This window comes from Donghicola mangrovi, from assembly GCF_013377535.1.
GTDB classification, from domain to species: Bacteria; Pseudomonadota; Alphaproteobacteria; order Rhodobacterales; family Rhodobacteraceae; genus Donghicola; species Donghicola mangrovi.
In genome coordinates, this window is the sequence record NZ_JABCJE010000001.1 from 491,795 (window position 1) to 514,502 (window position 22,708).

Sequence of the window (22,708 nt, forward strand, 5' to 3'; positions counted from 1 at the left end):
TCTTAGGCCTTCAGTTCGACCGCAGGGGCGTAGGCGATGAAGAAGGGGTTGGCGAAACCTTCTTTGCCGTATTTCAGGGGCTCGTGGGTTTCGAACACCACAACCTTGCCACCTGCGCCATGCAGAACGGCCTGACCCGCGGCGGTGTCCCACTCCATAGTGCGGCCGAGTCGTGGGTAGAGGTCCGCCTCGCCAGTCGCAACCAGACAGAACTTCAGCGAGCTGCCCGCGCTCTTGGAATCAGCGACGCTGTATTTGTTGATGTAGTCGTCGGTTGCCTGATCGCGGTGAGATTTCGAGGCCACCACCATCAACGCGGTGTTGTCAGATTGCGCGACCGACAGAGGCTTGGTTTCGCCGACGGTGTCCTTGGCAAAGGGGCCCATTTCTTCGACGGTGGTGCCATCAGCAAGGGTAAAGAACATGCGGTCACGGGCAGGTGCATAGACCACACCGCGGGTCGGAATGCCGTTCTCGACCAGCGCGATGTTCACGGTGAAGTCCCCGCGACGGTTGATAAATTCCTTGGTGCCATCCAGCGGATCAACGATCAGGAAGGTGTCGACGTTCAGGTTGTGGCTGTCCGATTGTTCTTCGGTGACCAGGGCCACATCGGGGAATGCCGCGCGCAACCCGGCCGAGATCAGAGCATCCGCCGCTTCGTCAGCTGCAGTTACAGGGCTTTCGTCGCTTTTGGACTTCACTTCGAAATCGTCGGAATTGTAAATCTCCATGATCTTGTCCCCTGCCTCGAGGGCAAGTTTGCGCAGAACAGAGGTCAATTGTGCGTAATCCATAGAGATATTTCCTTTAATCAGATGGCAGAGTTGTTCAATGTCAGGCATTCTCTTATCCTGCTTGGAAAGGGAGCATCAAGAATTCCCTGCTAACCCATCGCGCATCATTTGAAAGACTGCGGCATGTACGAGCACACGCAAAGACAACCAAGCTTCCTGCGCAAGGCTCTGTCCATGGCAGATGTCATTTACCACACCGCGGTGCGGGATGTGCGCAAGACCCACAGCAATGCCCTGTTCGCCATTCTGGTGAACATGCTGCAGTTGGTGATCATGGTCGCGTCGTTCTACCTGTTCTTTGTGATCTTGGGCATTCGGCGCTCGGCCATTCGCGGGGATTTCCTGCTGTACATGATGTCAGGGATTTTCCTGTTCATGTGTCATATCAAGGCTGTCGGCGCCGTGTCTGGGTCCGAAGGGCCCGCGTCCCCGATGATGAAGCACGCGCCGATGTCGACGATGATCTCGATCCTCGCGTCGCTTCTGGCCGCCCTGTATGTGCAGGTGACGTCGCTGGTGACCGTGCTGTTCCTCTACCACGTGATCGTCAACCCGATCGAGATTTACGACCCCGTCGGCGCGATGGCGATGCTGCTGCTGGCGTTCTTTACCGGTGCGGCCGTGGGCATGTGTATTGTGGCACTCAAGCCGTGGGCCCCGCAGTTCGCTTCGGTGCTCACGCAGATCTACCAGCGGGCCAACATGATCGCCTCGGGCAAGATGTTCGTGGCCAACAGCCTGCCGACCTTTATGCTCAAGATGTTCGACTGGAATCCCCTGTTCCACTGCATCGATCAGGCGCGCGGGTTCATCTTTATCAACTATAATCCGCACAACAGCTCGATCACCTATCCGATCGCTGTGGGGATGGTTTTGCTGGTCATCGGCTTGATGGGCGAATTCTTTACCCGCAAACACGCCTCGGCCAGCTGGAGCGCGCGCCGCTAGGTCACGACCCTGAGCGTAAGGTTAATGCGGCCTCCGCTCGGCATGAGGCTGCTGGACCCTGCCCTGATCTTATCGACCCCGTGATAGGCCAGCCTGCCAGCCCCACCCAGCTCCGCGATATCGCCAGAGGACAGCCAGATAGATCGGGTCGGATCGGACCGCTCTGGCCCGCCGACCCTGAACCGCGCGTCATCCCCCAGAGAGATTGACAAAACGGGTTGGGTCAGGTCGGCCTCGTCGTTGTCTTGATGAAGGCCCATTTTGGCGTCCGGCGCGTACCAATTCACCAGACAACACTCGGGGGCGCGGTCGGATTTCGAGTATTTATTCCAAAGAAGAAGCAGCGAAGCTGGGATGGGCGGCCAAGGCGTGCCGCTCGGATGGTGGCGCTGGTATCTGTAGCCGCTGCGATCCGTGACCCAGCCGAAATCCCCCGCGGCGCTCATGCGGACAGACATCGGTTTACCGGACGGCGTGACATGGCGGACCAGCGGCGCGGCACGCAGGATGGCGCGAACATCCTCGAGCAAGGAAACCTGCGCAGAACGGTCCAACGCACCCTGATAGACACGCACGCCGTTCAGATCGATTTCCTGCGGAAGTGTCATTCTTTGGGCAGCCTTATTCCCTTGAGATAAATTTGTCACACAAAGCCCTTGCGCAATGCTTGCAGGGTGAGAACTGGCTACTTATATACGCCGAGAACCGGAGTGGGCGAGCCTGCTCCTGACATCGGACAAGGGTGCCAAAACGGGCCTGCGTCTGGAACATCGCCTAAGTTATGAGGGATACACACATGTCGAAAGTCATCGGGATCGACCTGGGGACCACCAACAGCTGCGTCGCAATCATGGACGGCCAGCAGCCCCGCGTTATCGAAAACTCCGAGGGTGCACGCACCACCCCGTCGATCGTCGCCTTCGCCGAAGAAGAGCGTCTGGTCGGCCAGCCTGCAAAGCGTCAGGCTGTTACCAACCCCGACAACACCATTTTCGCGGTAAAGCGTCTGATCGGCCGCCGGTTTGACGACGCCGATATCGCCAAGGACAAGAAGAACCTGCCCTACAACGTCGTGAACGGCGGTCAGGGCGACGCATGGGTCGAGGCCCGTGGCGAAAAGTTCAGCCCTGCGCAAATCTCGGCTCTGATCCTGAAGAAAATGAAGGAAACCGCCGAAGCCTATCTGGGTGACGAGGTTACCAAAGCCGTTATCACCGTTCCGGCATACTTCAACGACGCTCAGCGTCAGGCCACCAAGGACGCCGGCAAAATCGCCGGTCTCGAAGTCCTGCGCATCATCAACGAACCGACTGCGGCTGCTCTGGCCTATGGTCTGGACAAGAAAGACACCAAAACCATCGCGGTTTATGACCTTGGCGGCGGTACTTTCGACGTGACCATTCTGGAGATCGACGACGGCCTGTTCGAAGTCAAATCGACCAACGGCGACACCTTCCTGGGTGGCGAAGACTTCGACATGCGCATCGTGACCTACCTTGCGGACGAGTTCAAAAAAGAACACGGCGTCGATCTGACCAAAGACAAAATGGCTCTGCAGCGTCTGAAAGAAGCCGCTGAAAAAGCCAAGATCGAACTGTCCAGCGCCTCGCAGACCGACATCAACCAGCCCTTCATCTCGATGGGTTCGAACGGCCAGCCCCTGCACATGGTCATGAAACTGACCCGCGCCAAGCTGGAATCGCTGGTTGGCGATCTGGTCAAAGGCTCGCTGAAGCCCTGTGCCGCAGCTCTGAAAGACGCTGGCCTGACCGTGAACGACATCGACGAAGTTGTTCTGGTTGGTGGTCAGACCCGTATGCCCAAGGTGATCGAAGAGGTTACCAAGTTCTTTGGCAAAGAGCCGAACAAGGGTGTGAACCCTGACGAGGTTGTTGCCATGGGCGCGGCCATTCAGGCCGGTGTTCTGCAAGGCGACGTCAAAGACGTGGTTCTGCTGGACGTGACCCCGCTGTCGCTGGGTATCGAAACCCTTGGCGGCGTGTTCACCCGTCTGATCGACCGCAACACCACGATCCCGACCAAGAAGTCGCAGATCTTCTCGACCGCTGAGGACAACCAGTCGGCCGTGACCATCCGCGTCTTCCAGGGCGAGCGTGAAATGGCTCAGGACAACAAGATGCTGGGTCAGTTCAACCTCGAGGACATCCCGCCCGCACCGCGCGGTCTGCCCCAGATCGAAGTGACCTTCGACATCGACGCCAACGGTATCGTGTCGGTTGGCGCATCGGACAAAGGTACCGGCCGCGAGCAGAAGATCACCATCCAAGCTTCGGGCGGTCTGGACGACGCAGAGATCGAACGCATGGTCAAGGAAGCCGAGGAAAACGCCGAGGCTGACAAGAAGCGCCGTGAACTGGTCGATGCGAAGAACCAGGCAGAGAGCCTTGTGCACTCGACCGAGAAATCGCTCGAAGAGCATGGCGACAAGGTCGATCCCTCGACCGTCGAAGCGATCGAACTGGCTGTGGCTGCTCTGAAGGACGAGCTCGAGAAGGGCGATGTCAACAAGATCAAGTCTGGCATCCAGAACGTGACCGAAGCGTCCATGCGTCTGGGTGAGGCCATCTACAAGGCCAGCCAGAAGGGCGATGACGAGCCTGCCGATTTCGATCAGGACACCGGCAACGCCTCGGACGACGACGGTATCGTTGACGCCGACTTCGAAGACCTTGGCAGCGACAAGCGTTCGTAAGGTCTGAAGTTACGGAACCTCTGGGGCCGGTCCGCTGACGGGCCGGCCTTGCACGTTCCAGAAAGGGGAAATTCCCATGGCGAAACGAGATTACTACGAAGTTCTCGGGGTCTCGAAAGGCGCGACGGCGGAAGAGCTGAAGAAAGCCTACCGCACGAAGGCCAAAGAGCTGCACCCCGACCGCAACTCGGACAACCCGAACGCCGAAGCCCAGTTCAAAGAGGTCAACGAGGCCTATGACTGCCTGAAAGACGCCGACAAGAAAGCTGCCTATGACCGCTTTGGTCACGCGGCCTTCGATGGCGGCATGGGCGGTGGGCCGCGTGGCGGCGGATACCAGGGTCAAGGCGACTTTGCGTCAGCCTTCTCGGACGTGTTCGACGATCTGTTTGGCGATTTCATGGGCGGACGTGGCGGCGGTGGCCGCTCGCGGGCGGCTCGTGGGGCGGACCTGCGCTATAACCTGCGCGTCACGCTTGAAGAGGCGTACAAGGGGATCGCGAAAACCATCAACGTGCCCTCTTCGGTGCAGTGCGACGGGTGTAACGGATCGGGCGCCGAGGGCGGCGCGGAACCGACCGCCTGTCCGACCTGTTCGGGCATGGGCAAAGTGCGTGCGCAGCAGGGCTTCTTCACCGTTGAGCGGACCTGTCCGACCTGCGGCGGCCTTGGTCAGATCATCAAGAACCCCTGTAAGAAATGCGGTGGTTCGGGTCGGACCGAGCGGGAACGCTCATTGTCGGTCAACATTCCGTCTGGCGTCGAAACCGGCACCCGCATTCGCCTTGCTGGCGAAGGCGAGGCTGGTATGCGCGGTGGACCTGCGGGCGATCTGTACATCTTTATCGATGTCAAAGAGCACCCGATCTTCCAGCGCGACGGCGTGAACCTGCATTGCCGCGTGCCCGTATCGATGACCGCTGCCGCTTTGGGCGGTGACATCGAGGTTCCGACGATCGACGGCGGCCGCAGCCGCGTGAAGATCCCGTCGGGCAGCCAATCGGGCCGTCAGATGCGTCTGCGTGGCAAGGGCATGCCCCCGCTGCGCGGCTCGGGTCATGGCGATATGTTCATCGAACTAGCGGTCGAAACACCAGTCAACTTGACCTCCAAGCAGAAAGAGCTTCTGCGCGAATTCGAAAAGATGTCCGAGGATAACAACCCGGAATCCAAAAGCTTTTTCGGATCCGTCAAAGACTTCTGGGACAGCATGAAAGGCTGACCAGTCTGACGCCCGCCTATCTCAGGCGGGCGTTTTGATTTGGCGTAACGGTTTCTTAACCGTTCGCACCTCAGGCTGGCACCATGAGCCAGCAAAACGCTTTCCACGAATCCATGTCGTTGTTCGGTCGGGATGAGGTTGTCACGCCTCTGGACACCTGTCAGCCCTCGTATCTACGCGATCACCGCCAACGCCTGCGGCAGCGGTTTTTGACGGGTGGGGCTCAGGCAATGCCTGACTATGAACTGCTGGAATTGGTGCTGTTTCGCGCCATTCCCCGGCAGGACGTGAAGCCCTTGGCAAGGCAACTTCTGGACAAGTTCGGGGACTTCAACCACGTGATTTCTGCGCCTTTGGATCACCTCAAAGAGGTCAAAGGGGTGGGGGACGCCGTCGTGCTGGAACTGAAGATTGTTGAGGCCGCAGCCCATCGCTTGGCCCAATCTCGGGTCATCCAGCGGCCCGTTCTAAGCGGATGGCAGGCGTTGATCGCCTACTGCCACACGACCATGGCCCACCGCGAAACCGAGCAATTCCGCGTTCTATTCCTGGACCGGAAAAACGTGTTGATCGCGGACGAAGAGCAAGCCCGCGGCACAGTGGACCACGTTCCCGTCTATCCGCGAGAGGTGATGAAGCGCGCGCTCCAACTGAATGCAAGCGCGATCATTCTGGTGCACAACCACCCGTCGGGGGACCCCTCCCCCAGTGAGGCCGACCTGAGGATGACCGAACAAATTGATCGCAGCGCCCAGGTTCTGGGCCTAACGCTGCACGATCACATCATCATCGGTAAAAGTTGCGAACTTAGTTTCCGATCCGAGGGGTATCTGTGAGGCCGATCGCAGGCTTCACCCAAACCTCGACCCTCCGGTTCGCATCGCGCCCCCAATCACTGTCATCGCAGGCCATGGGCATGGCCTCTCCGTAGCCTACAGTCCCTAGTGTCGCCTGACCTGCGCCGCCCTCTGCAGCCGCTAGAACGGCCTCAAGAACCACAGCGGCCCTTTCCTGAGACAGGGCCTTGTTCGCGCCAGCCACCCCTTGGCCATCACTGAACCCCACGAACAGCAGATTTTTCCCGTCGTAATCACCACGCGACAGGGCGGCCGCCAACAGTTCCACGTTTGATCGCGACTGAGCATCCAACTGCGAAGACCCGGCCTCGAACCGGAAGGATGTGGTCAGCCTTTGTCTGGGCTGCAACTCGTCAACGACGGCCTTCAAGTCCGCCAGCGACACCTCGGTGCCCGCGTGGCGGATCGCATTCATCAACCGATCCCCTTGGGTATCAAGGCCATAGGCCTCGGGCGCCTGATCGATATAACCCGCCGCGCGAACCAATGATTGCGCCTCATCCGAGGCAAGGTAAGCCACCAGATCGCGGCCGATCTTCGGCAACCTACGCGCAGGACGGTACAAGATCAGCGGCGCGTTCAGAGGGTAATCCTCGGCCTTCACCGCCTTGGCATCGGGCCGCAGAGCAAAACCGCAGCTTCCCTGAATGGCCAAATGATTTGCCCCATTAGCCCCCGTCAACGCGGTCAGCCCCAACGCAAAGGGGTCATTGGCGACCGCAGCCGCCAATGCCTCTGCCGAGTCATGGAACACGGGCCGAGCCTTTGTCTTGGTTAAATCCACGCCAAACTGCGCCGCAATCGTCTGACCAAAACCGGTCTGTAGCGACGGCAGATGCAAGGTGATCGCGGCCTCTGGCCCATCGACTTGGGACCAATCGGTGATGGTCCCGCTCAGGATCGCCCGGATTTGGCCGAGGGACAGGCGCGACACCGGCAAAGACGGCGCGGCAATGGGGACAACCGCGTCCAGCCCAATCACCATGGCTTGGCGCCCATGCGCCAGATCACCGATGCCAGCAGACTTGGCCAGAGCGCGCTCTTGCCGGGTGACGGGACGCGACGCCAGCACCATATCCGCCGCCCCATCCAGCAGAGCCGCAAAGCCGGCATCCGTTGTGCTGGCGGCCATGTGGAACACGGCAACGGCGCGCTGGGTGTCAGATTCGGTCAGGGTAATGGCGTCGGGCTCTTGGGTCAGGGTCCAGCCATTGCGCTCGGCGAAGCCGGTGAGCAGCGCCAGCCACAGGCCCTGAGCGATCTGCTGCGATCCTGCGACAGTCAATTCCGCGACATAGTCCGTCAGGTTCGGGCAGGCAGGCCCTTCGCACAACACACCAGAGCCATCGACGGTCAGCTCGCCATATGCCGTATCGATTCGATAGTAGCGCCCATCAAATCCAAGGAAGGTGCCATCAAGCCGAATCGCTTTGTCGTGAGACAGCAGCGATATGTCTTGTGCCGTTACGGATGACGCGACCAATAAAAACAGATGTGCGGCGATGATCGCCGCACGTCTAAAAACCAGCATGGATGGGATCCGCCTGACAGTTACCTCGAGGCAATCTTCAGGTCATCTAACACATTTTGCAACACCAGAAGCTCTCCTACAGCGTCGCATTCCGGTACTGAAATCAGAACATCCTGAACGCGCACTCGATCAGACCCGTTGGTCTGCAAAATCTGGGCATTCACGTCTTTAGCGCAGTTGGCGGTGGTGACCGCGGCCTCAACGCTCAGCAGCACATCACCTGCCTTTTCCGAGGTAAGCGAGGGGTAGGTGTAGACCTCTGCCAGACGGGCGTGGGGCAGGTTCGGGTTCCCCAGCTGGACCAGCATACCGCCGGTGCCCGTGGCCGCAGTATTCGTGCTGCGAGCCGCGTTGCGCCATACGTGACCGGGGCCGGTATAGTCCGCCGAGAACTCGCGCGCGTGCAGTTCAAGGTCCGACTGGCCCTGCCACTGCACAACGGCGCGGTCATAAAAAATAAAGCTGCTGACGTCTGTTGCGGCCACAGCCACGTCATTTCCACCGAAATCGGCCATGAACAGCGCGTTCTCGGCCAGGGCAGGAATATCCAGCTTCAGCATACCGCGATCGTCGGTTGCCTCGGTGAACATCAGGCCGTTGTGGTGGATCGTGACGGGGGCGCTGACCTGACAGGGCGCGCTGATCGAAACCGACACCATCGCGGCGGCCGCAGGCTCGGCGGTCATTTTGATTTCGCATTCCGAAGTCGGCTGCGCCATCACCCTCGAGGATTTCACCATCGGTTCAGGCTGCGAAGACAGCTCGGTCACGTCGTGGATCACCTCGAGTGGGATCGCCGCCAGATGCACGTATTCTGGATCGATGGGCAGATTGGGCGTATCGTGGCCCGACGCAGCGGATGCCATTTTGATAGGGCCATACTGCATTGCCCCGCCGATACCCAGCGCAACAGCCCCAAGTGCGGCTGCAAACATGTAACGCGAAGTCGAACCCTTCATGTCATTTCCCCGATGCGTCTAACTGCTCTCACCACCATATAATGCGGGTCAAACTGGGCAGAGATATGGCTGAATAGCGGAGTCTCTTCGGCCCGTTTGTGTAAATCCAAGTTTGATATTGAACACAATAGCATAAAAAAGCCCGGCGCACCACATTAGGTACGCCGGGCAAACTCTTTTGCTGTCAGGGAAAATCAGAAGCTGCCGTGGCAGTGCTTGAATTTCTCGCCCGAGCCGCAGGGACAGGGGTCATTGCGCCCCGGATTGCCCCATGTGGTTTGATCGGTTTCGTCGAATCCCTGAACCAAGGGGGTCGGCGCCGCAGATTCGGGGGCCTCGGCGGCCTCGACAGAGGCATCAAGGGCCGCGCGCTGGGATTGCATCTGCGCCAGAAGCTGCTCCTGCTGTTCTTTGGTCAGGGGCTGGATGCGCGACAGGGTCTTGGTGACCTCGAGGCGCAGGGATTCCAGTAGGCCTTCGAACAGTTGGAACGCCTCGGTCTTGTATTCGTTCAGCGGATCACGCTGCGCATACCCGCGGAAGCCCACGACCGAGCGCAGATGCTCCAGCGTCAGCAGGTGCTCGCGCCATTTGGTGTCGATGGTCTGCAGCAGGATTTGCTTTTCGATCTGACGCATCGCCTCGGGACCGAAATGCGCGGCCTTGCTGGCCATGTATTCGTCACTGGCGTTCTGGATGCGCTCTTCGATGTCCTCGTTATCGACACCCTCTTCGTCAGCCCAAGCCACAACGGGCAGGTCCTGATTGAGGTTCTCGATCAGAGCGGCTTGCAGACCTTCGGTGTTCCACTGGTCGGCATAGCTGCGCGGGGGCATGTACTCTTCGACCAGATCTTCGATGACCTGATAGCGCATGTCCTGAACGATCTCGGACAGGTCCTGCGCCTCCATGATTTCACGGCGCTGCGAGAAGATCACCTTCCGCTGGTCGTTCATCACGTCGTCGAATTTCAGCAGCTGCTTACGGATGTCAAAGTTGCGACCTTCGACCTTGGCCTGAGCGCGCTCCAGCGACTTATTCACCCAAGGGTGCACGATCGCCTCGCCCTCTTTCATACCAAGGGTCGACAGAACTTTGTCCAGACGCTCGGAGCCGAAGATGCGCATCAGGTCGTCTTCCAGCGACAGGAAGAACGACGAACGGCCCGGGTCCCCCTGACGGCCCGAACGACCGCGTAGCTGGTTGTCGATGCGGCGGCTTTCGTGACGCTCGGTGGCCAGAACAAACAGACCACCAGCGGCCTTCACGGCCTCTTCGTCGGCCTTGTGGCTTTCTTCGATCTGGGTGCGAATCTGGTCGGGATCGGCATCAGGGTTGGCCTCGATGGCCTCCATGATCTTCATCTCGACGTTGCCACCCAGTTTGATGTCGGTACCACGGCCGGCCATGTTGGTCGCGATGGTCACGGCACCCAGTTTACCGGCGTCGGCCACGATCTGCGCTTCCTGCTCGTGCTGGCGCGCGTTCAGAACGTTGTGTTTGATGCCCGCTTGCTGGAGCATCATCGACAGCATTTCCGACTTCTCGATCGAGGTGGTGCCAACCAGAACCGGCTGTCCGGTCACGCTGGCCTTTTTGATCTCTTCGACGATGGCTTCGTACTTTTCGCGGGCGGTGCGGTAGACCGCGTCGTCCTCGTCAATACGGGCCACGGGGCGGTTGGTCGGAACCTCGACCACACCCAGCTTGTAGATCTCCATGAATTCTTCGGCCTCGGTCAGCGCGGTACCGGTCATGCCGCCGAGTTTGTCATAGAGACGGAAGTAGTTCTGGAAGGTCACGCTGGCCAAGGTGACGTTCTCGGGCTGGATTTTGCAGCCTTCCTTCGCCTCGATCGCCTGATGCAGACCGTCCGACAGACGGCGACCTGCCATCATACGGCCAGTAAATTCGTCGATCAGGACCACTTCGCCGTTGCGGACGATATAGTCCTTGTCCTTGGCGAACAGCTTGTGGGCGCGCAGGCCCTGGTTCACGTGGTGGACGATGGTGGTGCTTTCGGGATCGTACAGGGTCTGACCTTCGGGCAGGAGGCCCATCTGGTGCAGACGCTGCTCGAGGAATTCGTTGCCCTCGTCGGTGTAGGTGACGTTGCGGGTCTTTTCGTCGATGGTGTAGTGATCCTCGGTCAGTTCGGGGATCACGGCATCCAACGCCTGATACAGCTCGCTGCGGTCCTGAGCGGGGCCCGAGATGATCAGCGGGGTCCGCGCTTCGTCCACAAGAATCGAGTCAACTTCGTCGACGATCGCAAAGTAGTGGTCGCGCTGTGCCATCTGGCTCAGCTCGGACTTCATGTTGTCGCGCAGATAGTCGAACCCAAGCTCGTTGTTGGTCGCGTAAGTGATGTCGCAGGCATAGGCCTCGCGCTTTTCGGGCTCGGGCTGCTGCGGGTAGACGACGCCGGTGGTCATCCCCAGAGCCGCGAAAACCTTGCTCATCCAGCTGGCGTCGCGGCGGGCGAGATAGTCGTTGACCGTCACAACGTGGACGCCGCGGCCCGTCAGCGCGTTCAGATAGGCCGGGAAAGTCGCAACCAGCGTCTTACCTTCGCCTGTCTTCATCTCGGCAATGTTACCCTGATGCAGGAAAATCCCGCCCATGAGCTGCACATCGTGGGCCCACAGACCCAGAGCACGGCGCGCTGCCTCGCGGCAGGTCGCGAACGCTTCGGGCAGGATATCGTCAAGGCTTTCGCCGCCCGCGACGCGCTCTTTGAGGCTCGCGGTTTTCTCGATCAGCTGCGCATCGCTGAGCGCCTGATATTCGTCGGCCAGGGCGTTGATCTGGTTAATAACCGGACGCGTTGCCTTGATCTTTCGGTCGTTCGGGGTGCCAAAGACTTTTTTGGCCAGAGTTCCGATACCGAGCATACTTTCCCCGCTTCCTAACGTTTTCGTGCGAGGCATTCGCTTGCTGCGCAGGGACCTTGTCCCTAAAACAATGGCGCGGCAGCTAAAATAAAGCCCCAAGGCGATGTAAGTGGCTGCACCCACAGTGTCAACGTTGCGCACATGCGCAGGTAACCCGAAGGACCCTATTTTCATGCGTTCACTTAAAACTCTGTCCGCCGCCGTCTTGATGATGGGCATCGGCCTTTCTGCCGTTGCTCAGGATGCCCCGAGCGCGGACACCGTTGTGGCAACCGTCAACGGCAAAGAGATTACGCTGGGTCATTTGCTGGTCGCGCGCACCGCGCTGCCCCAGCAATATCAACAGCTGCCAAACGACGTGCTGTTCAACGGCCTGCTTGATCAGGTGATCCAGCAGCAGGTTCTGGCAGATTCGCTGGAAACCGCGCCCAAGCGTCTGGCCATCGCGATCGAGAACGAAACCCGCGGCCTGAAGGCTGCCGAGGTGATTGATGGCGTGGCCACCAGCGCGGTTGACGATGCCAAGCTGCAAGCTGCCTATGACGCCCGCTACGCCAACGCCGAAGGCGAAACCGAGTACAACGCGAACCACATTCTGGTCGAAACCGAAGAAGCGGCCAAAGCCATCGTCGACGAGATCAACGGCGGCGCGGACTTCGAAACCGTGGCCAAAGAAAAATCGACCGGTCCCTCGGGCCCCAACGGCGGCGCTTTGGGTTGGTTCAGCAAGGGCATGATGGTCCCCGAGTTTGAAACCGCCGTCATGGACATGAAAGCGGGCGACATTTCGGCCCCCGTCCAGACCCAGTTCGGCTGGCACGTGATCAAGCTGAACGAAACCCGCGAGAAGGCCGCGCCGACCCTCGACGAAGTTCGTGAAGAGCTGACCAACGAAATTCAGACCGCTGCCATCGAAGAGCATATTGAAGCTCTGACCGATAAAGCGGATGTTGACCGCAAAGCCAGCGAGGGCATCGACCCCGCAGTGATCAACCAACTGGACCTTCTGGAGCAATAAATGGCCAAATACGCCCGTTCGCCTCTGGCCCCCGAGGCATTTCCCGAGCTGCCCGTTATCAAGGGCGCACGCTTTGCGAGCCACGCAGCGGGCGTAAAATACCAGGGCCGGACCGATGTGATGATGGTCCAACTGGACCCCGGTACCAGCATTGCGGGTGTGTTCACCCGCTCGCTGACCCGCTCTGCTCCGGTTCTGGATTGCCAGGCAAAAATCGGCGGCGCCACAGATGCTGGCGCTGTCATTCTGGTCAACGCGGGCAACTCGAACGCGTTCACCGGCAAAGCTGGCGTCGCCTCGGTCGAGGCTGTGACCTCGGCCGTTGCCGACATCATGGAAACACCCGCGGCACGTGTCTTCACCTCCTCGACCGGTGTGATCGGCGAGCCGATGAAGCACGAGCGCATTATCGCCGCTCTGGAAACCCTGAAGGGCAAGCTGGACGAGAACGGTATCTCTGACGCGGCTCACGCGATCATGACCACCGATACCTTCCCCAAGGGCGCCTGCGCGACCATCGACGTGGACGGTCAGACGGTGAACATTGCAGGTATCGCCAAGGGCTCGGGTATGATCGCCCCGGATATGGCGACCATGCTGGTCTACATCTTTACCGATGCCAAGATCGAGCAATCGGACCTGCAGGACCTGGTCAGCGCCTTCACCGACTCGACCTTCAACTGCATCACCGTGGACAGCGACACCTCGACCTCTGACACGCTGCTGATGGCTGCTACAGGCGCCTCTGGCGTGACCGTCAGCCACGACACCAAGGCGTTCCGTGACGCCCTCCACGACGTCATGCTCGACCTGTCCCATCAGGTCGTCCGCGACGGTGAAGGGGCCCACAAGTTCGTCACCATCAACGTGACCGGCGCCCGCAACAACGCCCAAGCCAAGACCCATGCGATGGCCATCGCGAACTCTCCGCTGGTGAAAACCGCCATCGCGGGCGAGGATCCGAACTGGGGCCGCGTTGTCATGGCGATCGGCAAATCCGGCGCCGAGGCGGATCGCGACCTGCTCTCCATCAGCTTTGGCGACATTGTTGTGGCCAAGGACGGCTGGGTCAGCCCCGACTACCGCGAGGAACAGGGCGCAGCGATCATGAAAGAGCCGGAGATCACCATTAACGTTGATCTGGGCCTGTCGGACGGCAAAGCCACCGTCTGGACCTGTGACCTGACCCACACCTACATCGAAATCAACGCGGACTACCGCTCGTGACCAAGAAGATCGTTCTGGTCTCTGCAGTCGCGCTCATCGATCCCGATGGGCGCGTTCTGCTTGCGCAGCGCCCCGAAGGCAAATCGCAGGCCGGTCTGTGGGAATTCCCCGGTGGCAAGGTCGAGCCGGGCGAATCGCCCGAGGATGCATTGGTGCGTGAACTGCACGAAGAGCTGGGGATTCAGACCTGGAACAGCTGTCTGGCCCCCCTCACTTTTGCGTCACACGCCTATGAGGACTTCCATTTGCTGATGCCGCTTTTTGCCTGTCGTAAGTGGGAGGGCATCCCGAGCCCCCGCGAAGGGCAGACACTTGCGTGGGCACTTGCAAAAGATTTGCGCGATTACCCGATGCCACCGGCCGATATCCCGCTGATTCCGATCCTGCGCGACTGGCTTTGAGCCGTATTTAAGCAGACGCCTATCAAACTGGCCCTCTGTTCGGGGCCAGATTTTCCGGAAAAGTAGTCAAAAGTATAGTCAAGGTTTATCCTTATTTTTTCACCTAATAGGCGTAATCATGAAGATTTTATGATGCTTTTTGGTGCAGAGCCGCTTATATTGTTTCTAGGCAATGTCTGGCGGAGGATGATGACATGCTGCGCACTATCACTCTGGGAACGTCTGTTTCCATCCAAGGACTCTATGTACGCGATCTGGCCGATGGCCGTATTCTCGTACGCGTGGACAACCGCGAAATCGCTGGCCGTCCCGCAACCTCGAACTAAAAAGACTTACCACCACTCACTACTGTAAAGAGACCCTTCGGGGTCTCTTTTCTTTTGTCTGATCCGCATCGGCACAAAAGAAAAGCGGCCCCGAAGGGCCGCCCTGAATTCTGCAATCCGGATAAGGATTAGAGGCTGCGCTCGACTTCTTCGCGCTCGAAGATTTCGATGACGTCGCCTGCGCGGATATCGTCGTAGTTTTCGAACGCCATACCGCATTCCTGACCCGAGATAACCTCTTTGACTTCGTCCTTGAATCGCTTGAGGGTCTTGAGCGTACCTTCGTGGATAACCACGTTGTCACGCAGCAGACGCACGCCAGCCGAACGACGGGCAACGCCCTCGGTGACCAGACAGCCTGCAACTTTGCCAACGCCGGTAACCTTGAAGACTTCGCGGATCTCGGCGTAACCGATGAACTTTTCGCGGATTTCTGCGGACAGCAGGCCTGAGGCCGCTGCTTTCACGTCGTCCACGAGGTCGTAGATCACGCTGTAGTAGCGGATTTCCACGCCCTTCTGGTTCGCAGTGTTACGAGCCGATGCGTTCGCACGAACGTTGAAGCCGATGACCGGTGCGCCGCTGGCTTCTGCCAGCGAAATATCGGTCTCGGTGATCGCGCCAACGCCCGAGTGCAGCACGCGTACGCGCACTTCGTCGTTGCCGATTTTTTCCATCGCCTGAACGATCGCTTCGGCCGAACCTTGCACGTCCGCTTTGACCAGGATCGGCAGTTCGGACACGTTCTGGTCCGCCTTGGCCTTGGCCATCAGCTGCTCCAGAGTGGTCGCGGCGCCTGCGGCAGCGCGCTTCTCTTTGGCGGCGTTAGCACGGTATTCCGCGATCTCGCGCGCCTGAGCTTCGGTTTCCACCACGTTAAGAACGTCGCCAGCCTCGGGAGTGCCGTTCAAACCCAGCACCTCGACGGGAACCGACGGAGCAGCTTCGTCAACACGGTCGCCTTTGTCGTTGATCAGCGCGCGGACTTTACCCCACTGCTCACCTACAACGAAGATGTCGCCACGCTTCAGAGTACCCTTCTGGATCAGAACGGTCGCAACGGGGCCGCGGCCAACGTCCAACTGAGCTTCGATCACGGCACCTTCGGCGGCGCGGTCGGGGTTCGCTTTCAGTTCCAGAATTTCCGCCTGCAGCGCGATTGCCTCCAGCAGAGTGTCCAGACCTTTGCCAGTCTTGGCCGAAACTTCGACGTCCTGCACTTCGCCCGACATCGCTTCGACGACAACTTCGTGCTGCAGCAGCTCGGTGCGGACCTTCATCGGGTCTGCGTCGGGCTTGTCGCACTTGTTGATCGCAACGATCATCGGAACGCCGGCTGCTTTGGCGTGGTTAATCGCTTCGATGGTCTGGGGCATGACCGAGTCATCCGCCGCAACCACCAGAACAACGATGTCCGTCACCTGAGCACCGCGCGAACGCATCGAGGTAAACGCAGCGTGGCCAGGAGTGTCGAGGAACGACAGAACCGCGCCGCTGTCGGTAGTCACCTGATACGCACCGATGTGCTGGGTGATGCCGCCAGCTTCGCCAGAGGTGACGTTGGTCTTGCGGATCGCGTCCAGCAGCGAGGTCTTACCATGGTCAACGTGGCCCATGATGGTGATGACCGGCGGACGGGACTGAAGATCGTCTTCCTTGTCCTCGACCGAGGTGATCACGTCTTCAACGTCTGCATCCGAAACGCGGACCACTTTGTGGCCGAATTCTTCGATGATCAGTTCCGCGGTGTCTGCGTCGATGGTCTGGTTCTGAGTAACCATCATGCCCATTTTCATGAGCTCTTTGACCACGTCAGCAACGCGCTCGGCCATACGGTTCGCCAGTTCCGACACCACGATGGTTTCGGGCAGCTGAACGTCACGGACGATCTTTTCGCGTTCCTGGTTGCCCATCGCCTTCTGGCGCAGACGTTCCTGCTTACGCTTCATCGAGGCCAGCGACTTCTGACGGCCACCTTCACCACCCGTCAGGGCCTGGTTCAGGGTCAGCTTGCCAGAGCGACGTGCGTCATTGCGGGCACCTTTGCCACGGGCACGACCATCGTCCTCGCCGCTGCGAGTAACTTCTTTCTTGCGCGAAGCGATCGGCGCGGCCTTCGGACCACCGCGGCGGTCGTCCTCGGCGGGTGCCGGAGCGGCAGCAGCAGCGGCCGCAGGTGCCGAAGCAGCAGCGGATTCAGCGCGCTTGGCAGCGGCGGCAGCTTTCTTGGCTTCGGCAGCAGCAGAAGCAGCAGCTTTCTTGGCTTCTTCCTCAGCCTTGCGTGCAGCCTCTTCTTCTTCGGCCTTGCGCTTGGCGGCTTCTTCGCGCTCACGCTCTTCGCGTTCTTTGGCTTCGATCTCGGCGCGGCGACGCTCACGCTCTTCGGCGCGGCGCTGCTCTTCTTCTTCGCGGGCCTTCTGTTCGTCGGCTTCGCGAGCCTTGGCGGCCTGCAGAGCCTTCAGACGACGCTCCATCTCCGCATCGGTAATACCGGCGGGACGTTTGGAAGGATCACCGAGTTTGGGGTTTGCACCAGCAGCTTTGCCAGCGCCCGGCTTGGGCGTGACAACGCGCTTGCGCTTGGTTTCCACAACCACGTTCTTGGTGCGACCGTGGCTGAAACTCTGCTTCACATTGCCGGAACGACCACCCGCTCCGCCACCGCGAACTCCCAGAGGTTTCTTGCCGTCGTTGTTATTGTCGCTCATCTATTACCCTTCCCGGCGGCCCATTCCGCCGTCTTGCGCGCGCAGGCCTTTCAATCGTGTGGCTTCCTCTACAACACGGTTGCTGAGTCCGCCATACCCAAGCGCACTATGAATCACGGTTTCCCGACCAAAGGCTGCACCCAGTTCGTCTGCGGTCAGCCACCCAATGTATTTGCCCCGGTGCGGGGTCGAGAGCTTGGATTTCCCTCGAGTTGAACCGTCGCAGGCCTGGATCAGGACATACGCATCCTCTTTATCGAGGACGTCCTTCACCTTTTCATAGCCAGCGACTGCCAGTCCGCTTTTGCGGGCCAGCGAAAGCAGGTCGATCACCCGTCGCGTGATCTGCTGTTCCACCATGTCTGCCATTCCTTCAGGAACAGTGACTTTGGTTTTCGCAGCGCGGCTGAACAGGCCCTTGGAGATGGCCTTGTCCAACGCCTCGCGGGTCGAACTGACCCAGATCCCGCGGCCGGGCAATTTACCCAACACATCCGGTACGATCTGGTTGTCCGGTCCGACCACGAAACGGATCATCGTTTCGACAGTCCCAACCTCGCCTGTGGCGATGCACTTGCGTTCGGGACCGTTCTCTCGGTCGTAGTCTGCACCACCACGGGTCATTCAGGGTCACTCCAAGCGGCAGAGGATTACTCCTCTGCTTCGCCCTCTTCGGTTTCGTCTTCTTCTGCGGCTTCGCCAACCAGCTCTTCGGGATCAACCCAACCCAGCATGACCCGAGCGGTCATGACCAGATCCTGAGCTTCGGCCAGCGAAAGGTCGAATTTTTCAAGGATGCCGTCATCCTTCACGCGCTGACCGTCCTGGGTGGTCCAGCCACCGGCCAGTTCCCAGTCTGCACAGGTCGCAAAGTCCTCGAGGGTCAGAACGCCCTCTTTCGCCAGCGCTTCCACCATTTGGGGGCTCAGGCCGTCGAATTCAATAAGGTCCTCGCCAACACCCATTTCGCGGGCTGCGTCCAGCGCCTTGGCGTTCTGCGCATCCAGATAGTCGCGGGCACGGGCCTGCAGCTCTTCGGCGGTGCTTTCATCCACGCCGTCGATGACCAGCAGTTCGTCAACCTCGACATAGGCAACTTCTTCGAGGTTCGCGAAGCCTTCGGAGACCAGCAGCTGAGCGAAGAATTCGTCCAGATCCAGAGTGTCCATGAACAGGCGGGTGCGCTCTTCGAACTCTTTCTGGCGGCGGGCCGAGTCGTCGCTCTCGGTGATGATGTCGATGTCCAGAGCGGTCAGCTGCGACGCCAGACGCACGTTCTGACCGCGGCGGCCGATGGCCAGCGACAGCTGCTCGTCGGGAACAACAACTTCGATGCGCTCTGCATCTTCGTCCAGAACCACTTTGGACACTTCGGCGGGCTGAAGCGCGTTCACCAGGAAGGTGGGCGTATCTTCGTTCCACGGAATGATGTCGATCTTCTCGCCCTGCAGTTCGTTCACAACGGCCTGCACGCGGCTACCGCGCATACCAACGCAGGCACCGACGGGGTCGATCGAGCTATCGTTGCTGACAACCGCGATTTTCGCGCGCGAACCGGGATCACGGGCAACCGCTTTGATCTCGATGATGCCGTCATAGATTTCGGGCACTTCCATCTTGAAGAGCTCGGCCATGAACTCGGGCGCGGTGCGCGACAAGAAGATCTGCGGACCACGGGCTTCGCGGCGCACGTCCTTGATGAAGCAGCGCACGCGATCGTTCGGGCGATAGCTCTCGCGGCCGATCTTTTCGTTGCGGCGCAGAACTGCTTCGCCACGGCCGATATCGACGATGACGTTGCCGTATTCTTCGCGCTTGACGGTACCGTTGATGATGGTGCCCTTGCGGTCGATGAATTCGTTGTATTGACGATCACGCTCTGCTTCGCGGACCTTCTGCAGGATAACCTGCTTGGCCGACTGCGCTGCGATACGGCCCAGTTCTACGGGCGGAATCTCGTCAACGATCTCGTCGCCGACCTGAGGGTTCGCCATGTATTGCTTGGCCTGCGCGACGGTCAGCTCTGCCTGATAGTTCTCGAGCTCTTCGTCTTCGACTACGGTGCGGATACGGGTAAAGGTGGCACGACCGGTCTTGCGGTCGATCTTCACGCGGATGTCCATCTCGCTGCCGTAGCGCGACTTGGCTGCGCGAGCCAGCGACTCTTCCATCGCCTCGACGACCAGACCGGGGTCGATCATCTTTTCGCGGGCCACGGCCTCGGCAGTTTGCAGCAGTTCCAGCTGGTTTGCGGACGTGATTGCCATCTCAGTTCTCCTCGGAGCCGGACTCGGCTGTCTCTTCTTCGATCAGGTCAAATTCGTTTTCGTCGACGACACCGGCGGCCTTGCGGGCGCGCAGCATGTCGCGGATCAGGTCGTCAGTCAGCACCAGCTTTGCATCGCTGAGCCATTCGAACTTCAGGCCGATGGTGCCCTCGGTAATGGTAATCAGAACCTCGCCATCCTCGACACCCGCCAAGGTGCCCTTGAAGCGGCGGCGGCCATCGATCAGCTCGCTGGTTTCGACCTTGGCCTCGTAGCCTTCGAAGTTCTCGAAGTCTTTCAGGCGGGTCAGCGGGCGGTCGATACCGGGGCTCGACACTTCCAGAGTGTAGGCGTCGGTGATCGGGTCTTCGACGTCCATCACAGCGGACACAGCGGTCGAGATATCGGCGCAATCGTCGACTTCGATGCCGCCCTCGGGCTTGTCAGCCATAATTTGCAGATGCGGTGTGTTACCGCCTTGCAGACGGATGCGCACCAGTTCGAACCCCAAATCCTCGATTACGGGTCCGACGATTTCCGCCAGACGCCGGTCAATGGCGGTCTTTGCAATCAGATCGTTGGTCATATCAGAGTGCCTCCGGGCACAAAAAAACGGGCGTGCGGCCCGTTGATGTTTCCCGGTGGAACGTTGTCTCCAACGCGCCGCTGTTAAGCGCCATATACGCCCCCTCACCAATAAAAGCAAGGGGGCGGCTGATTCTTACGTGTAGAACTCGCGATACCACTCGACGAAACGCTTAACCCCTTCTTTCACCGGAGTGCTGGGGGCATAGCTCGTCAGGCTGCTAAGCAGGGTGGTATCGGCCCAAGTGGCAGGCACGTCACCCGCCTGCATCGGCATGAAATTCTTTTTCGCTTCAACGCCCAAGGCATCCTCGAGCGCGGTGATAAAGTCCATCAGCTGCACCGGCGAGGCATTCCCGATATTGACCACGCGCCAAGGGGCAACGGGGCTCAGGCTGTCATGCTCGGCGATGTCGGCTTCGGAGGCGGGACGCTGCGGAACCGCGTCGATCAGCAAGCGAATCCCCTGCACCAGATCGTCGATATACGAGAAGTCCCGCATCATTTTGCCGTGGTTATAAATGTCGATCGGATCGCCGTTCAGCATCGCTTTGGTGAACTTGAACAGCGCCATGTCGGGGCGGCCCCACGGACCGTAGACGGTAAAGAACCGAAACATGGTGATCGGCATGTCGTAGAGGTGGGCATAGGAATGGGCCATCACCTCGTTCGCCTTCTTGGTCGCGGCATAGAAGGACATCTGGTGGTCGGCCTTCACGGTCTCTACGTACGGCATCTTGGAATTTGCGCCGTAGGCCGAACTGGTGGACGCCATCAGAAGGTGCTGACAGGGGGTCGCGCGGACAGCCTCGAGCAAGTTGAAGACACCAATCAGGTTGGCCTCAACATAGCTCTGGGGGTTATCGATCGAATAGCGCACACCGGCCTGACCGGCGAGGTGGACAATCACGTCCGGCTTCTCGTCCCCGATTAGGGTGCGCAGCGCGTTCGGCGTTTCCAGCTTTTCGCGGACGGGGGTGAAGGTGGGCGACTGCTTGAGGATCTGCTCGCGGCCCTCTTTCAGTGCGACGTCGTAGTAGTCGTTATGGCTGTCAAAGCCGATAACCTCGAAACCCTCTTGCAAGAGCCTCTGGCTGAGGTGAAACCCGATAAACCCTGCGGAACCTGTGACCAGCGCCTTTTTCATGCGGCCCTCCTGAACAAACTGTTTCCCTGCCTGCGCCATTGGGACCGCTGTGTCAATCAACTCAGGGCGTCGCGCAGCCTCATGCTATGCAACATGTCCATAACCCGTACAAGTTCAGAGGAAATTCCCGGTTCTGACAGGGCGTGACCCGCCGTAGGGATCATCCGCAGATCGCAGTAGCCGTCGGGCCAAGCCTCTTGCAGCTTCCACGCGGCGGCGGGCGGACAGATCATGTCAAAGCGCCCTTGAACGATGGTCCCGCGAATGCCCTTGAGCTTGGGCATGTCCCGCAGGATCTGGCCGTCGACCTCAAGAAAGCCGCCGTTGATGAAGTAGTGGTTCTCGAGCCGCGCAAAGACGCGGGCGTATTCCGGCGGCGTGTCGTAATAGCTGGGACCGTTCGAACTGACCGAGGCCAGTGCGTTTTCCCACGAGGTCCACTCGCGCGCGAACCGGATCAGTTCGGGGGTGTCGGTGCCGAACAGGCGTTTGTGGTAGGCTTGGATCAGGTCGCCGCGCTCGTCCTCAGGGACGATATCGACGAACCGCTTCCAGACATCGGGCCAGAACCGCCCTGCCCCGCCGCCGTAAAACCAATCCAGCTCGGTCTGGGTCATCAGGAAGACGCCCCGCAGCACCAGATGCATCGCCCGTTCGGGATGGGCCTGCGCGTAGATCAGCGAAAGAGTCGCACCCCAGCTGCCCCCGAAAACGATCCATTTGTCGATTCCCAAGGTCTCGCGGATCAGCTCAATATCGGCCACCAGATGCCACGTGGTGTTCGCCTCGACCGAGGCCGCAGGACGTGACCGACCACACCCGCGCTGGTCAAACAGCACCACACGGTAAACCTCGGGATTGAAATAGCGACGCATGGACGGGCTGCACCCGCCACCCGGCCCACCGTGTAAAACAAGGACCGGAATGCCATTGGGGTTGCCGCACTGCTCGACATAGACCGTGTGGCCATCGCCCACATCCAGCATCCGCTGGTCAAAGGGAGCAAGGCTTGGATATAGGAACTGAGCTGCGCGCATTTGGGCCAAGAATTTTCTGTCTATAGGTCTATATGAGGCGTAGAGGCCCAGAAGACCACAGGGAGATCAGA

Annotated in this window: 19 protein-coding genes; 8 read left to right on the forward strand and 11 right to left on the reverse strand. The window is 59.7% G+C overall.

The features are described 5' to 3' along the window. Nucleotides 1-2: 2 nt before the first annotated feature. The gene (gene cysQ / locus HJ536_RS02565; protein ID WP_177156548.1) at nucleotides 3-797 is read right to left on the reverse strand and encodes a 3'(2'),5'-bisphosphate nucleotidase CysQ; all 795 of its coding nucleotides are present in this window, start codon (nucleotides 795-797) and stop codon (nucleotides 3-5) included. 123 nt (nucleotides 798-920) lie between these two features. Between cysQ and HJ536_RS02570 the strand changes: the two genes are divergently transcribed. Beyond that, the gene (locus tag HJ536_RS02570; RefSeq protein ID WP_176852584.1) at nucleotides 921-1,745 is read left to right on the forward strand and encodes an ABC transporter permease; all 825 of its coding nucleotides are present in this window, start codon (nucleotides 921-923) and stop codon (nucleotides 1,743-1,745) included. On the opposite strand, the gene HJ536_RS02575 is transcribed toward HJ536_RS02570, so the two are convergent. After that, on the reverse strand, nucleotides 1,742-2,353 hold the full coding sequence (locus tag HJ536_RS02575) for an alpha-ketoglutarate-dependent dioxygenase AlkB family protein (protein ID WP_177156549.1): 612 nt from the start codon (nucleotides 2,351-2,353) through the stop codon (nucleotides 1,742-1,744). The genes HJ536_RS02570 and HJ536_RS02575 overlap by 4 nt on opposite strands. Before the next feature lie 188 nt (nucleotides 2,354-2,541). On the opposite strand from HJ536_RS02575, the gene dnaK reads away from it, so the two are divergent. The 3 genes from dnaK to radC all read left to right on the forward strand — a co-directional run bounded on the left by dnaK (nucleotide 2,542) and on the right by radC (nucleotide 6,516). Beyond that, entirely contained in the window at nucleotides 2,542-4,458 is a 1,917-nt protein-coding gene (gene dnaK, locus HJ536_RS02580; RefSeq protein WP_177156550.1) for a molecular chaperone DnaK, read from the forward strand. A gap of 76 nt (nucleotides 4,459-4,534) precedes the next feature. Beyond that, on the forward strand, nucleotides 4,535-5,680 hold the full coding sequence (dnaJ, locus tag HJ536_RS02585; RefSeq protein ID WP_176852581.1) for a molecular chaperone DnaJ: 1,146 nt from the start codon (nucleotides 4,535-4,537) through the stop codon (nucleotides 5,678-5,680). Nucleotides 5,681-5,763: 83 nt separating this feature from the next. Next, nucleotides 5,764-6,516 carry a RadC family protein gene (radC, locus tag HJ536_RS02590; protein WP_177156551.1) on the forward strand — a complete coding sequence of 251 codons (753 nt, stop codon included), beginning with the start codon at nucleotides 5,764-5,766 and terminating at the stop codon, nucleotides 6,514-6,516. Here the strand turns inward: radC and HJ536_RS02595 are convergent. The 3 genes from HJ536_RS02595 to secA all read right to left on the reverse strand — a co-directional run bounded on the left by HJ536_RS02595 (nucleotide 6,488) and on the right by secA (nucleotide 11,921). Beyond that, a complete protein-coding gene (locus HJ536_RS02595) occupies nucleotides 6,488-8,068 on the reverse strand; it encodes a phosphate ABC transporter substrate-binding/OmpA family protein (protein WP_177156552.1) in 1,581 nt (526 codons plus the stop codon). The genes radC and HJ536_RS02595 overlap by 29 nt on opposite strands. Nucleotides 8,069-8,088: 20 nt before the next feature. After that, nucleotides 8,089-9,027 carry a translocase gene (locus HJ536_RS02600; RefSeq protein ID WP_177156553.1) on the reverse strand — a complete coding sequence of 313 codons (939 nt, stop codon included), beginning with the start codon at nucleotides 9,025-9,027 and terminating at the stop codon, nucleotides 8,089-8,091. A 194-nt stretch (nucleotides 9,028-9,221) separates the two neighbouring features. Next, nucleotides 9,222-11,921, reverse strand: a complete 2,700-nt coding sequence (gene secA / locus HJ536_RS02605; protein ID WP_176852577.1) for a preprotein translocase subunit SecA — start codon at nucleotides 11,919-11,921, stop codon at nucleotides 9,222-9,224. 172 nt (nucleotides 11,922-12,093) lie between these two features. Here secA and HJ536_RS02610 point away from each other — a divergent pair, with 172 nt between their 5' ends. From HJ536_RS02610 to HJ536_RS21075, 4 genes are all read left to right on the forward strand, one after another. Continuing rightward, a complete protein-coding gene (locus HJ536_RS02610) occupies nucleotides 12,094-12,939 on the forward strand; it encodes a peptidylprolyl isomerase (RefSeq protein WP_176852576.1) in 846 nt (281 codons plus the stop codon). Next, the gene (gene argJ, locus HJ536_RS02615) at nucleotides 12,940-14,166 is read left to right on the forward strand and encodes a bifunctional glutamate N-acetyltransferase/amino-acid acetyltransferase ArgJ (protein ID WP_177156554.1); all 1,227 of its coding nucleotides are present in this window, start codon (nucleotides 12,940-12,942) and stop codon (nucleotides 14,164-14,166) included. Further along, nucleotides 14,163-14,567, forward strand: coding sequence for an NUDIX domain-containing protein (locus tag HJ536_RS02620; RefSeq protein WP_177156555.1), 405 nt, complete (start codon nucleotides 14,163-14,165; stop codon nucleotides 14,565-14,567). The genes argJ and HJ536_RS02620 overlap by 4 nt, the downstream gene beginning before the upstream one ends. A 194-nt stretch (nucleotides 14,568-14,761) precedes the next feature. Next, nucleotides 14,762-14,893, forward strand: a complete 132-nt coding sequence (locus tag HJ536_RS21075) for a hypothetical protein (protein WP_265575591.1) — start codon at nucleotides 14,762-14,764, stop codon at nucleotides 14,891-14,893. Nucleotides 14,894-15,021: 128 nt separating this feature from the next. Here the strand turns inward: HJ536_RS21075 and infB are convergent, their stop codons facing one another. From infB to pip, 6 genes are all read right to left on the reverse strand, one after another. Beyond that, the gene (gene infB / locus HJ536_RS02625; RefSeq protein ID WP_177156556.1) at nucleotides 15,022-17,601 is read right to left on the reverse strand and encodes a translation initiation factor IF-2; all 2,580 of its coding nucleotides are present in this window, start codon (nucleotides 17,599-17,601) and stop codon (nucleotides 15,022-15,024) included. Between the two features lie 3 nt (nucleotides 17,602-17,604). Further along, nucleotides 17,605-18,225 carry an RNA-binding protein gene (locus HJ536_RS02630; RefSeq protein WP_177156557.1) on the reverse strand — a complete coding sequence of 207 codons (621 nt, stop codon included), beginning with the start codon at nucleotides 18,223-18,225 and terminating at the stop codon, nucleotides 17,605-17,607. Nucleotides 18,226-18,251: 26 nt separating this feature from the next. Beyond that, complete coding sequence (gene nusA, locus HJ536_RS02635; protein WP_176852571.1) at nucleotides 18,252-19,868, reverse strand: transcription termination factor NusA; 1,617 nt, start codon at nucleotides 19,866-19,868, stop codon at nucleotides 18,252-18,254. A gap of 1 nt (nucleotide 19,869) precedes the next feature. Beyond that, the gene (gene rimP, locus HJ536_RS02640) at nucleotides 19,870-20,454 is read right to left on the reverse strand and encodes a ribosome maturation factor RimP (RefSeq protein ID WP_176852570.1); all 585 of its coding nucleotides are present in this window, start codon (nucleotides 20,452-20,454) and stop codon (nucleotides 19,870-19,872) included. 135 nt (nucleotides 20,455-20,589) lie between these two features. Further along, nucleotides 20,590-21,600: an SDR family NAD(P)-dependent oxidoreductase gene (locus HJ536_RS02645; RefSeq protein ID WP_177156558.1), complete on the reverse strand. Its 1,011-nt coding sequence runs from the start codon at nucleotides 21,598-21,600 to the stop codon at nucleotides 20,590-20,592. A 56-nt stretch (nucleotides 21,601-21,656) separates the two neighbouring features. After that, nucleotides 21,657-22,637 (reverse strand): prolyl aminopeptidase, encoded by a 981-nt coding sequence (gene pip / locus HJ536_RS02650; RefSeq protein WP_194245637.1) that lies wholly within the window; start codon nucleotides 22,635-22,637, stop codon nucleotides 21,657-21,659. Between the last annotated feature and the right edge of the window lie 71 nt (nucleotides 22,638-22,708).